Source organism: Vibrio orientalis CIP 102891 = ATCC 33934 (assembly GCF_000176235.1).
In the GTDB taxonomy this organism is placed as follows: domain Bacteria; phylum Pseudomonadota; class Gammaproteobacteria; order Enterobacterales; family Vibrionaceae; genus Vibrio; species Vibrio orientalis.
The window spans coordinates 204,359-217,536 of record NZ_ACZV01000002.1 but is presented as its reverse complement, the minus strand read 5'-3'; the positions used below and the strand labels follow the sequence as shown (position 1 = coordinate 217,536).

Genomic DNA, 13,178 nt, shown 5'->3' with positions numbered 1-13,178 from the left:
GATCACCTATAGTGGTATCACTTCAAAGCCATAACAAGGAAGATCGATGCAATACAACAAGTTACCTCACTCGACTCTTGAGCTAAGTAAGATCTGTCTTGGCACAATGACATTTGGTGAGCAGAACACAGAGCAAGAAGCGTTTAGCCAGCTCGATTACGCTCTAGAACGTGGAGTCAATTTCATTGATAGCGCAGAAATGTATCCAGTCCCACCAAAGGCAGAAACACAAGGTTTGACCGAGCAATATATCGGTAATTGGCTCGCCAAATCAGGCAAGCGTGAAAAAGTGGTGATAGCGACAAAGGTGGCAGGCCCACGCAATGTGCCTTATATCCGTGACAACATGAGTCTAGATCGTAAAAACATCCACCTAGCTATTGATGACAGCCTGAAACGCTTACAGACCGACTACGTCGACTTATATCAATTGCATTGGCCGCAGCGTCAAACCAACTGTTTTGGCCAGCTCAATTACCCTTATCCAGACTCGCAAGAAGAAGTCACCTTAATTGAAACTCTGGAAGCGCTCGCTGAGTTGATCAAAGCCGGTAAAATTCGCTATATCGGTGTGTCTAATGAGACGCCGTGGGGCTTGATGACCTTATTGCGCTTGGCAGAGAAGCACGAATTGCCAAGAGTTGTCTCGATTCAGAATCCATACAACTTGCTCAACCGAAGCTTCGAAGTCGGTTTATCTGAAATCAGCCACTATGAGGGGGTCCAACTTTTGGCCTACTCACCGCTTGCGTTTGGCTGCTTGAGTGGCAAATACCTCAATGGTTCTCGTCCAGATAGCGCTCGCTGTTCTCTGTTTGAACGCTTTGTGCGTTATTTTACGCCGCAAGGCATTCAAGCGACGCAAGCCTATGTAGACTTGGCAAGAGAGCATGGTCTAAATCCTGCCCAAATGGCGCTCGCATTTGTCAATCAGAGGCCGTTTGTCGCATCCAATATTATCGGAGCGACAAACCTTGAACAGCTGAAATCAAATATTGATAGTTTAGATGTCGTATTAACGGATGAATTGCTTCAAGGGATTCAAGAGATTGGGACGACTTATTCCAACCCTTGCCCATAACTGTCTAGCTAATCATAGGCAGTAACAGAATTCGGGGCAGGCGAAGCAACCTGCCCCTTATGATTACGTTGGTATTCGCGCACTGAGTACACGGCGAAGATGACGTATACGGCGTTCGGCTTTGACGCTGTCAGGCTCAGAAAAACCGATTGGACGACCATCTTGTTCTAAGCCAATGTCTCGAAGTAAGCGAGCGTTTTCCCATGGAAGATCGTAGGCACTACGACGCAGTTTTCGTTTCCATTCACGTTCTTCACGTTTAAGATCGGCCTTTACTAAGACGGTGGCTAGCTTTAGATATACAGAATGACTCATGAGTTTTCTCCAGTTGAGTACAGGCTGGGAAAAGATCAACGAATCGACAAAGATTGAGTTTTAATTCGCTGCTTTTCCGCAGCCAATTAAAAATAAGAGGGTACGGATTAATTACATTGTTGTATCTAGGTTTCGATCGGCGATAACAAAGGTGCGTTTATTCGCATCCATTGCAGGCTTGACATGATCGTTAGACGCACAGGTAAATGATTGAACAGTAATGTGTTTCATTGTGCGCCTCCTAGCTATGCATTAATCCAAATAGGTTTGTGGGTATGAGTCTGAGCTCATGGTTAAATTCTAACCGCAGTGATTAATTATTCAACCGCTTTTTTACCAACAAAAGCAAAACAATTTTTTCACCCAAAAATAACCATTCTCAATCGATGAGAATAAGATATTCATCTTGGCTATATCAAAATGACGGGGGATTATCTTAATTTTATAAAAAAGCCACGCAAAATATTACGTGGCTAAGTAGATTGGCGCAGGAAATTACGCAGGGACGTCTGAGATCAAGTTGTGTTTGTTTAACAAACGATACATTGTTGCACGAGATACGCCCAACTCTTTTGCCGCCATCGAGACTTGCCCTGCATGAGACTCTAAAACCAATAGCAGTGCATCTCGCTCGCTGCGCTCTCGAATACTCTTCAAGCTACGGCGACTATCGCTGCGTTTCGGTAAATCGAGATTCATTTCATCAAGCATCACGGTATCTGACATCAGAACCACTCGCTTAATTTGGTTCATCAATTCTCGCACATTACCAGGCCAGTGGTAGCGGGTCAGCGCACGTGCAGCTTCTTCAGTAAAGCTACGCGCTTGAGCGTTATACTCTTTGGAATATTCCTGTAAGAAGTGACGAGCTAATATAGCGATATCCCCTGCTCGCTCTTTCAAACTTGGGACATTAATTCTAAGCACATTAATGTAGTGATAGAGCTCTTCATTGAAATCGCCATCAATCAGCGCTTTCTCTATATCTGCTGAGTTGGCGGCAAGTACTCGCACATCCACCTCTTTGCGGCCTGATGCGGTATCAACCATACCCTCTTGTAGAAAGCGCAGTAAGTTGAACTGCTGAGACTTAGGTAAAGTAAGGATATCGTTAAGAAGAATCGTACCACCGTGCGCTTTTTCCAAGATTGATGGCTCTGACGCATCTTCACGGTTAATACCAAATAGGTCGCTCTCGAGACGGCGCTCAGACATCGCGCGACAGTTCACCGAGATAAATTCTTTATTAGCGCGCGCAGAGGTACGATGAACAGCGCGGGCAACCGTCTCTTTACCTGTGCCGCTCTCACCATAAATAAGAATACTCACGTCAGTAGGACCAATGCGCTTAATTTGATCACGCAAGCGCTTAACTGGCATAGAGTCACCAATCAGACCCATATCACTTTGGTTACCATAGTGAGGCCACACTTTTTTCTCTAGCTTAAGCATACCCAGCTGGTGACCAATGGTACTCAATAACTGCGCATCAGGGATCGGTGCGGTAAAGAAATCAATACAGAAGTTAACAATGAACTGGCAGATAGTGTCAGAACTCAATTGCGACTCGCGAATAAAAGCCAACCATCGAACTTGCTTATGTTTACTTACTAAGTTAGCGATTCCGTTCAAACTAAACTCGTCGTGGCTTAAATCCACAATACCGATACAAGGACCGGTTTCAGTAAACAAATCATCTGCTTTACGTAAATCTCCGCACTGCGTACATCTCCAACCAACTTGCTCTAAGACTGAAAGCCAGGGCTCATAGGTTCCTCCCACTACAACCAACGAGCCTGGAACGGAATCCATCCGGAATTGACTACCCATGAAGCTAGTTCCTTATTATTGATAACGTAAATAGTGTGCATACAAAAGCACATAATAACTTATGTGGTTACATTATAGAGACTCGCACAGAGAATCTGTCTCAATAATAAGACTAGCGACTGAATCGGCCTTTTTCCATACATAGTGGGAGTCGTCTCAAAAAAAATTGCGCCTTTATCTTGGTTTTCAATTAGTTACAGGATGTCATTTTGGAAGTTATTATTTGATAGGCAATAAAAAAGCCATCCGAAGATGGCTTTTAAAACTGTTCTATTTCAGCACTTACGCTTGTGGGCGCATCGCTGGGAATAGGATCACGTCACGAATAGTGTGCGTGTTGGTGAATAGCATCGCTAGACGGTCAATACCAATACCTTGACCAGCCGTTGGCGGTAAACCGTGCTCTAGTGCCGTGATGTAGTCTGCATCGTAGTACATTGCTTCGTCATCACCAGCGTCTTTTGCATTTACTTGTGCTTTAAAGCGCTCATCTTGGTCTTGTGCATCGTTAAGCTCTGAGAAGCCGTTTGCAACTTCACGGCCACCAATGAAGAACTCAAAGCGGTCAGTAAAGAACGGGTTGTCATCGCTACGGCGAGCCAGAGGAGAAATATCCGCTGGGTAACCAGTGATGAAAGTTGGTTGAATTAGCTGAGGCTCAGCAGTTTCACCAAAGATCTCTTCAAGAAGCTGACCACATGTCCAGAATGTTTCTACTTCAACATGAACCGATTTCGCGATTGCTACCATCTTGTCACGGTCTTGTAGATCGACTTCTGTCAGCGCTTGAATTTCAGCGTGCTCAGGGTTGTACTGCTTGATAGCATCGAACATGCTTAGACGTGCGTACTGACCACCAAACTCAACTGTCTCATCACCGTAAGGCATAGATGTTGAACCAAGAACATCCATTGCTACCGTACTTAGCATCTCTTCCGTTAGATCCATTAGGTCTTTGTAATCAGAGTACGCTTGGTAGAATTCCATCATAGTGAATTCTGGGTTATGACGCGGAGAAAGACCTTCGTTACGGAAGTTACGGTTGATCTCAAATACGCGGTCAAAACCACCCACTACTAGACGCTTCAAGTAAAGCTCTGGAGCAACACGTAGGTACATGTCGATGTCCAGTGCATTGTGGTGTGTGATGAATGGACGAGCCGTTGCACCACCTGGGATCACGTGCATCATTGGCGTTTCAACTTCTAGGTAGCCTTTTGAGCTCATGAAGTTACGGATAGCCGATACAAGCTTAGAACGAATGATGAACGCTTCACGCGAATCTTGGTTCACGATTAGGTCAACATAACGCTGACGGTAACGCATCTCTTGGTCAGTTAGACCGTGGAACTTCTCTGGAAGTGGACGAAGTGCTTTCGTTAGCAGCTCGTAAGATTCCATGTTCACGTAAAGATCGCCTTTACCTGACTTATGAAGAGCACCTTTAACACCGATGATGTCACCGATATCTAGACCTTGGTACTTCTCTTTCAGCTCTTTTTGAACATCTTTCGCAGCATATGCTTGGATACGACCCGATGTTTCTTGAATCGCTAGGAATGGACCACGTTTAGCCATAACACGACCAGCAATTGCTACTACGTGATTTAGCTCTTCTAGCTCTTCCTTCGTCTTTTCACCGAACTCTTTTTGCAGGTCGCCCGCTAGTGCGTCACGACGGAAGTCGTTTGGGTGGCCATTTGCTTTACAGCTTTGGCGGATATGGTCAAGTTTAGCGCGGCGCTCAGCAATCAGCTTGTTCTCTTCAGGAGAAGAGGCTTCTTGAACGTTGTCGTTTTGAACAGCATCAGTCATTTTCGATGTATCCTGTCTTTCTATGTGAAAAATAGTTTTTTCGGTGAAAAGCTTAAAGGCCTGATTTCAGGCTAGCTTCAATAAATTTATCTAAGTCGCCGTCAAGAACCGCTTGAGTATTACGGTTTTCAACGCCAGTACGTAAATCTTTAATTCGCGAGTCATCCAGAACGTAAGAACGGATCTGGCTACCCCAACCGATATCAGACTTCGCATCTTCATTTGCTTGCTTCTCAGCATTCTGCTTTTGAATCTCTAATTCAAATAGCTTAGCGCGAAGCTGTTTCATCGCTTGATCTTTGTTCTTATGCTGAGAACGGTCATTCTGACACTGAACCACAGTATTAGTAGGTACGTGAGTAATACGTACCGCAGATTCAGTGGTGTTTACGTGTTGACCACCTGCGCCAGATGCGCGGTAAACATCGATTCGAAGATCTGAAGGGTTAATGTCGATCTGGATGTTGTCATCAATCTCTGGATAGATAAACGCAGAAGCAAACGACGTATGGCGACGACCGCTAGAGTCGAACGGAGATTTACGAACAAGACGGTGAACACCGGTCTCTGTGCGTAACCAACCGTAAGCGTATTCACCCGAGATCTTGACTGTCGCGCCTTTAAGACCCGCGACTTCACCTTCTGATACTTCAATAACCTCAGTCTTAAAGCCTTTCGCTTCAGCCCAACGTAGGTACATACGTAGCATCATTGATGTCCAGTCTTGCGCCTCTGTACCACCAGAACCAGACTGCAAGTCAATGTAGCAATCCGATGAATCGTGGTCGCCAGAGAACATACGACGGAATTCTAGCTTCTCAAGTTTCGCTTCAAGCTCAGCCAATTCTGGTTCGATCTCGTCAAACGTCTCTTGATCTTCTTCTTCAACAGCAAGCTCTAAAAGACCGTCAACGTCTTCAACACCTTGCTCAAGTTGATCAATCGTTTCAACAACCGCTTCTAATGCAGAACGTTCTTTACCTAACGCTTGGGCGCGCTCAGGTTCGTTCCATACATCCGGTTGTTCTAGTTCTGCGTTGACTTCTTCTAGACGCTCTTGTTTAGCGTCATAGTCAAAGGTACCCCCTCAGGACATCAGTGCGCTCAGACACGTCCTTTAGGCGGTTTTTAATAGGATTGATTTCAAACATGTTTGCTCAACATTTATGAGTAGAATTTAACCGAAGAATTGTACTCAAAAGTGTGACGAAGATACAGAATTTTTTTGTAGACGAATAAAAATCCACCAATATAAAAAATCCCCTGCCACGCCTTACGCGACAGGGGATCTTTGAATCATGATTACTGAGTTATTATGCAGTTTCTTCTGCGATTGCAGGCTGTTCTGCTTTACCTACGAATAGCATAGCGACCATTGCGACAGCTGTCGGTAGCAACCAACCCATGCCGATATTAAATAGCGGTAACATGTTGAATGCTGAAACATCAACGCCAGCCACTTTCGCCGCATCAATCAAAGCAAACAATAGAGAAACTAGGATCACGACACGGTATGCCGCTTTAGGGTTTGGTAGCTTCTTACGTAAGAAGGTCAATGCCACTAGTGCAATAGCCACTGGGTATAGCGCAAATAGCACAGGCACAGACAGTGCAATCAACTGAGACAAACCAACGTTAGCCACAACAGCACACGCGACACCATTGATGATTACCCAAGTTTTGTAAGGGATTGGTGTTAGCGAACTGAAGTAGTCAGAACAGGCAGAAATAAGACCAATCGCCGTTGTAAGACACGCAAGCAGTACAATGATTGACAGCACGATCTGACCGTAAGGACCAAATAGAGATTGAACATAAAGACTAAGTACCACACCACCATTGTCCGCGCCCGCCGCAACAGCAGAACTAGTCGCTCCAAGGTAGAATAGTGAGATGTAAACGAACGCTAGACCCGCAGCCGCAATACAAGCAGAACTGATCAGGTACTTAGCCGTCGCTTTTTGCTCTGTAATGCCTTTTTGGCGCAGTGCATCAACAATCAGCACACCAAACATCAATGAACCAAACGTGTCCATGGTGTTGTAGCCTTCAAGGAAGCCTTTCTGTAGAGGATGAGTGAGGTACTCACCGTGCGCAGCAACAATCTCACCTTGAGGATCAACGAATACAGCTACTGCCAGAACAATCAAGCCAATGAACAGAACTGGCGTTAACACCTTACCGATGACGTCGATCAATTTACCTTGCGACCATGCGAAGAACATCGCTACGGCAAAGAATAGAATCGAGAAAAGAGTGAGGTGTGATTGAGCCGCATCAATAAAGAATGGTTTTACCGCCATCTCATACGCAACAAGACCAGTACGCGGCGCAGCAAATGCAGGACCAATGATAATAAAGATCAGTACAGCCATAATCATAGCCGCACGCTTAGGCAGATCTTTGGTTAGATGTTCCCAAGAACCACCAGCAACTGCAATAGCAACGATAGTAATAAGAGGAAGACCTACCGCAGTTAAAAGGAAACCTGTCATCGCTGGCAATAGATTCTCACCAGCAAGCTGACCTGCCAATGGAGGGAATATGATGTTACCTGCACCTAAAAAGAATGCGAAAAGCATAAAGCCTACCGCAATAATATCTGTTAATTTTAAAGTCTGATTCACTGTAGACCCTTTCATTATTATTTAATCGATGTTGTGTTTGTTGAGTGGTACAAAACCATGTCCACTCTATAAAATTTAGGCGCGCATAATGACGAAATCCTGATTCAGTAGCAAGTCATCGACTAAAAACGCCATATAAATTCAAAATTACACTAAAAATACAGCATATATCACTACTTCATTAAAAATAACCAGGTCAATTAACTAACCAATAAGCACAACAAATAGAAAACAAGCAGAACAAAAAACCAAACAATTAATTAACAACAGATCATTTAACTCAAAAATTAAACATTTGACGATAAACATAATTTTTTATGAAAAAGACAAAAAGTTTTGAATTTAAGCAATTTAGAGTCTCCGGGGGATACTCGGGAATGCCGGTCAGTACCGATGGGGTACTGTTGGGCTCTTGGGCGAAACTAGAAGCATCGAAAAACTTATTAGACATTGGCACTGGTACCGGGCTGCTGAGTTTAATGTGTGCTCAACGTAACGCATCTTTAACTATTGATGCGATTGAAATTGACAGTAACGCTTTGCAAGCCGCGCAATCTAACTTTGCCCAATCGCCTTGGTCTGATCGTATTCAGCTTCACTCTGGAGATGTGCTAACTCGGCCATTTCATGGCAAATTCGATACTATCATCTGCAACCCTCCTTACTTTAATAGTGGTGAGCAAACTCAAAATATCAGCCGAGCAACGGCCAGACACACGAATAGCTTAAGCCATGAAGATTTACTGCAGTGCTGCTGGGATCTATTAACTGATCAAGGCTACGCAAGTTTTGTACTACCCAAAGTTGAAGGGGATGCTTTTATTGACCTAGCGAAACAGCAAGGTTGGTCACTACAACGCCTTTGCCAAGTAAGGCCAACTGAGTACAAAGAGGTATCTAGGCTATTGATTCAACTAGGTAAACAATCCACTTCTGCGGTTCTCACTACACTGACTATTCATGACAATGGTGGCTATAGCAGTGACTTTATCCGCTTAACAAAGGCGTTTTATCTAAAGATGTAGAAAATAAGGTGTGATCCTTGTCACCGAACACTCTATAATACGACCCCTTAAATTTAACGCTCACATCAACTCGCTTGTGGAGACATTATAGTGATCAGAAATTTCGCTGAATTGGAGCTAGACCCTAACCTACTCCTCGCCATTGAAGAAATGGGTTATGACCGCCCAACACAAATTCAGGCTGAAGCCATTCCGCAAGCGTTAGATGGCCGAGATATACTCGCTTCTGCCCCGACGGGAACGGGTAAAACGGCTGCGTTTGTTTTACCAGCACTACAGTATTTGCAAGACTTCCCTCGTCGTAAACCGGGACCTGCTCGAGTGCTAATCCTGACTCCAACACGTGAGCTCGCTATGCAAGTCGCTGATCAAGCACGTGCACTGGCTAAACATACCAAGCTCAATATCTTTACTATCACTGGTGGTGTTCAGTACCAAGAGCATGCTGACATCTTAGGTAAGACCCAAGATATCGTTGTAGCAACACCTGGACGTTTGATGGAGTACATCAACGCAGAACGCTTTGACTGTCGTGCGATTGAATGGCTGATCCTTGATGAAGCAGATCGCATGCTGGATATGGGCTTTGGCCCGACAGTTGATCGCCTTTCTACTGAATGTCGTTGGCGTAAACAGACTCTTCTATTCTCTGCCACTCTTGAAGGTAAAGGGGTAGAAGGCTTTACCGCAGATCTACTCAAAGATCCGGCTGAAGTTGACGCAGAGCCATCGCGTCGTGAGCGTAAGAAAATCGCACAGTGGTACCACCGTGCAGACGATATGAACCATAAGCTTGAGCTACTTAAAAAGATCATCACAGATCAAGCTGAGCGTTCAATTGTGTTCTTAAAAACTCGTGAGCGTCTTGGTGAGCTTCGTGCTGAACTTGAGAAAGCGCAAATTCCTTGTGCTTGGATTCAAGGTGAAATGCCACAGGATCGTCGTAATAACGCTATCGCCCGTTTCCGTGATGGTACAGTGAACGTACTACTGGCGACCGACGTTGCTGCTCGTGGTATCGACCTTCCTGACGTGAGCCATGTGATCAACTACGACATGCCTCGTAGTGCTGACGTTTACCTACACCGAATTGGCCGTACTGCCCGCGCTGGTAAAAAAGGTAATGCGGTATCTCTTGTTGAAGCGCACGACCAACCAATGCTAGACCGCGTTGCTCGCTACGTAAAAGAAGAGATCAAAGAGCGCTTTATCAAAGAGATGCGCCCTAAACACAAAAAGCCTGTGTTTAAGAAAAAGAACAAGAAAAAAGACGACAAGAAGAAAACTGCCGCTAAAGATAAGAAGAAAGTCGCTAAGAAGAAAAAGTAATCTTTTGACTTAAATAATATGAGTAAGGGTTGATGTGAAAGCATCAACCCTTTCTTTTTTCAATCACATTAAGACAGCGTCATCCTCAAGAGTGAGGTACAAGCGAGTTGGGGATCTCAGCAAGAGAGCGACTCGCTTTCAGAGATTCCTTACTCTCTCCTTCGTCGCTCTAAGGAATGACAGAATCTATATGAATCACCTCAGACAGCGTCATCCTCAAGAGTGAGGTACGAACGAGTTGGGGAGCTCATCAAGATAGCGACTCCCTTTCAGAGATTCCTTACTCACTCCTTCGTCGCTCTAAGGAATGACAGAATCTATATAAATCACCTCAGACAGCGTCATCCTCAAGAGTGAGGCACGAACGAGTTGGGGATCTCAGCAAGAGAGCGACTCGCTTTCAGAGATTCCTTACTCACTCCTTCGTCGCTCTAAGGAATGACAGAATCTATATGAATCACCTCAGACAGTGTCATCCTCAAGAGTGAGGTACAAGCGAGTTGGGGATCTCAGCAAGAGAGCGACTCGCTTTGAGAGATTCCTTACTCTCTCCTTCGTCGCTCTAAGGAATGACAGAATCTATATGAATCACCTCAGACAGCGTCATCCTCAAGAGTGAGGTACGAGCGAGTTGGAGATCTCATCAAGATAGCGACTCCCTTTGGAAGATTCCTTACTCACTCCTTCGTCGCTATAAGGAATGACAGAATCTATATGAATCACCTCAAACAGCGTCATCCTCAAGAGTGAGGTACGAGCGAGTTGGGGAACTCATCAAGATAGCGACTCGCTTTAAGAGATTCCTTACCCACTCCTTCGTCGCGCTAAGGAATGACAGAATCTATATGAATCACCTCAGACAGCGTCATCCTCAAAAGTGAGGCACGAACGAGTTGGGGCTCTCATCAAGAGAGCGACTCGCTTTGAGAGATTCCTTACTCACTCATTCTTCGCTCTAAGGAATGACAGAATCTATATGAATCACCTCAAACAGCGTCATCCTCAAGAGTGAGGCATGAACGAGTTGGGGAACTCATCAAGATAGCGACTCGCTTTAAGAGATTCCTTACTCACTCCTTCGTCGCTCTAAGGAATGACAGAATCTATATGAATCACCTCAGACAGCGTCATCCTCAAGAGTGAGGTCCGAACGAGTTGGGGATCTCATCAAGATAGCGACTCCCTTTGAGAGATTCCTTACTCACTCCTTCGTCGTTCTAAGGAATGACGGCCTAAAAAAATACCGCCTTAAATAAGGCGGTATTTCGGAAACGGTTCTTCAAAGCGTTTGTTGTGAGAGCAAGGCGACAAGTAAATTCGCCTTGAACACGGAAGGTACTCAAAATAGTTGGAGCTATAGCAAGGCAACGAACGAATCCGGCCCCAGGAGCATAGTACGCTATGTGACTGGGGCGGATGAGTGAAGTTAACGCTGCCAGAGCTTCAAATATGAAGAGTATTAGTGTTCGCGAGTCGCGCGGAACTCAACCTCTGGAAAACGCTCTTTCGCCAGATTCAAGTTAACCATAGTTGGCGCGATGTACGTCAGGTTATCACCACCATCCAGTGCTAGGTTGGTTTGGTTCTTACGTTGGAAGTCATCGAGCTTCTTACCGTCTGAGCACTCTACCCAACGAGCTGTCGCAACGTTTACACCTTCATAGATGGCTTCTACGTTGTATTCTGCTTTAAGACGAGCAACAACCACATCAAACTGAAGCACACCTACTGCACCTACGATAAGGTCATTATTTTGTAGTGGACGGAATACTTGCACCGCACCTTCTTCAGAAAGCTGAACCAGACCTTTTAGTAGCTGCTTCTGCTTCAATGGATCTTTTAGTCGAATGCGACGGAACAGTTCAGGAGCAAAGTTTGGAATACCAGAGAACTTCAATGCTTCACCTTGTGTAAAGGTATCACCAATCTGAATCGTACCGTGGTTATGTAGACCAATGATGTCACCTGCGTAAGCATTCTCAGCACGAGAACGGTCGCCCGCCATAAAGGTTACCGCATCAGAAATGCTGACGTTTTTACCCGTACGAACGTGGTTCATTTTCATGCCTTGGGTGTACGTACCAGACACGATACGCATGAAAGCAATACGGTCACGGTGTTTAGGATCCATATTTGCTTGGATCTTAAATACAAAGCCAGAAAACTTATCTTCTGTTGCCTCTACGTCACGCTCTACTGCTTGACGCACTTTCGGCGCTGGAGCCCATTTAGTTAGGCCATCAAGCATGTGGTCAACACCAAAGTTACCTAGTGCGGTACCAAAGTATACTGGAGTCAGTTCACCCGCTAAGAATAGCTCTTGATCAAACTCAGGGCATGCGCCCATCACTAGCTCTAGCTCTTCACGAACGCTTTCCGCTAGGTCTGCGCCGACTTTTTCATCAAGCTCTGGGTTATCTAGACCTTTGATGATGCGCACTTCTTGAATTTCGTGACCATGGCCAGATTCATACAAAATCGTTTCGTCACGGTGAATGTGGTAAACACCTTTAAACTCTTTACCACAACCGATAGGCCATGAAATTGGCGCACACGCCATGCCTAGCTCACTTTCAACTTCGTCAAGCACTTCCATTGGGTCACGTACATCACGGTCCAATTTGTTCATGAAGGTAACGATTGGAGTATCACGTAAGCGCGTTACTTCCATTAGTTTGCGGGTACGATCCTCGACACCTTTCGCCGCATCGATAACCATTAGACATGAGTCCACAGCAGTCAATGTACGGTAAGTATCTTCTGAGAAGTCTTCGTGTCCCGGAGTATCAAGGAGGTTAACTAGACAGTCATTGTAAGGAAACTGCATCACAGAGGTTGTTACCGAGATGCCACGCTCTTTCTCCATCTCCATCCAGTCAGATTTCGCATGTTGAGCAGAGCCACGACCTTTTACTGTACCTGCTTTTTGGATTGCGTTTCCGAATAACAGTACTTTTTCTGTAATGGTGGTTTTACCCGCATCTGGGTGCGAGATGATAGCGAAAGTTCTACGTTTAGACACTTCGCCAAGAAAAGGAGTATTTGACATGAAAGGGTTCTTCTTCTGTCTATGAGCTATATCGAGCGAGTCAAAACTCTAGCTCTAGCGGTTCGATTCAGTTTTGCGCAGTATTTTCGCTTATATTCCCTTAAGGG

At 45.1% G+C, this 13,178-nt stretch carries 9 protein-coding genes; 3 read left to right on the top strand and 6 right to left on the bottom strand.

Annotated elements, in window-relative coordinates; all coding sequences use genetic code 11:
- The first annotated feature begins 46 nt into the window (after positions 1-46).
- Entirely contained in the window at positions 47-1,081 is a 1,035-nt protein-coding gene (locus VIA_RS01815; protein WP_004410204.1) for an NADP(H)-dependent aldo-keto reductase, read from the top strand.
- 63 nt (positions 1,082-1,144) lie between these two features.
- Here the strand turns inward: VIA_RS01815 and VIA_RS01810 are convergent, their stop codons facing one another.
- The 5 genes from VIA_RS01810 to brnQ all read right to left on the bottom strand — a co-directional run bounded on the left by VIA_RS01810 (position 1,145) and on the right by brnQ (position 7,668).
- The gene (locus VIA_RS01810; RefSeq protein ID WP_004410203.1) at positions 1,145-1,396 is read right to left on the bottom strand and encodes a hypothetical protein; all 252 of its coding nucleotides are present in this window, start codon (positions 1,394-1,396) and stop codon (positions 1,145-1,147) included.
- Positions 1,397-1,891: 495 nt separating this feature from the next.
- Positions 1,892-3,226, bottom strand: coding sequence for a cyclic-di-GMP-binding transcriptional regulator VpsR (gene vpsR, locus VIA_RS01805; protein WP_004410199.1), 1,335 nt, complete (start codon positions 3,224-3,226; stop codon positions 1,892-1,894).
- 282 nt (positions 3,227-3,508) lie between these two features.
- The gene (gene lysS / locus VIA_RS01800) at positions 3,509-5,041 is read right to left on the bottom strand and encodes a lysine--tRNA ligase (RefSeq protein WP_004410196.1); all 1,533 of its coding nucleotides are present in this window, start codon (positions 5,039-5,041) and stop codon (positions 3,509-3,511) included.
- 52 nt (positions 5,042-5,093) lie between these two features.
- Positions 5,094-6,192, bottom strand: a protein-coding gene (gene prfB / locus VIA_RS01795; RefSeq protein ID WP_138977038.1) for a peptide chain release factor 2 whose coding sequence is annotated in 2 segments (ribosomal slippage) — positions 5,094-6,116 and positions 6,118-6,192 — 1,098 coding nt in all. Because the reading frame shifts where the segments join, the coding sequence is not laid out codon by codon here.
- A 162-nt stretch (positions 6,193-6,354) separates the two neighbouring features.
- Positions 6,355-7,668, bottom strand: coding sequence for a branched-chain amino acid transport system II carrier protein (gene brnQ, locus VIA_RS01790; protein ID WP_004410191.1), 1,314 nt, complete (start codon positions 7,666-7,668; stop codon positions 6,355-6,357).
- Between the two features lie 377 nt (positions 7,669-8,045).
- Here brnQ and VIA_RS01785 point away from each other — a divergent pair, with 377 nt between their 5' ends.
- A complete protein-coding gene (locus tag VIA_RS01785) occupies positions 8,046-8,693 on the top strand; it encodes a tRNA1(Val) (adenine(37)-N6)-methyltransferase (protein ID WP_004410187.1) in 648 nt (215 codons plus the stop codon).
- A 90-nt stretch (positions 8,694-8,783) separates the two neighbouring features.
- The gene (gene srmB, locus VIA_RS01780; protein WP_004417380.1) at positions 8,784-10,022 is read left to right on the top strand and encodes an ATP-dependent RNA helicase SrmB; all 1,239 of its coding nucleotides are present in this window, start codon (positions 8,784-8,786) and stop codon (positions 10,020-10,022) included.
- 1,459 nt (positions 10,023-11,481) lie between these two features.
- On the opposite strand, the gene prfC is transcribed toward srmB, so the two are convergent.
- Positions 11,482-13,071 (bottom strand): peptide chain release factor 3, encoded by a 1,590-nt coding sequence (gene prfC, locus VIA_RS01775; RefSeq protein ID WP_004410183.1) that lies wholly within the window; start codon positions 13,069-13,071, stop codon positions 11,482-11,484.
- Positions 13,072-13,178 lie beyond the last annotated feature (107 nt).

Excerpts from the sequence above, each read along its gene's own strand:
- vpsR (WP_004410199.1), bottom strand. The coding sequence starts at position 3,226 with ATGGGTAGTCAATTCCGGATGGATTCCGTTCCAGGCTCGTTGGTTGTA.
- VIA_RS01810 (WP_004410203.1), bottom strand. The coding sequence starts at position 1,396 with ATGAGTCATTCTGTATATCTAAAGCTAGCCACCGTCTTAGTAAAGGCC.
- VIA_RS01785 (WP_004410187.1), top strand. The coding sequence starts at position 8,046 with ATGCCGGTCAGTACCGATGGGGTACTGTTGGGCTCTTGGGCGAAACTA.
- prfC (WP_004410183.1), bottom strand. The coding sequence starts at position 13,071 with ATGTCAAATACTCCTTTTCTTGGCGAAGTGTCTAAACGTAGAACTTTC.
- lysS (WP_004410196.1), bottom strand. The coding sequence starts at position 5,041 with ATGACTGATGCTGTTCAAAACGACAACGTTCAAGAAGCCTCTTCTCCT.
- VIA_RS01815 (WP_004410204.1), top strand. The coding sequence starts at position 47 with ATGCAATACAACAAGTTACCTCACTCGACTCTTGAGCTAAGTAAGATC.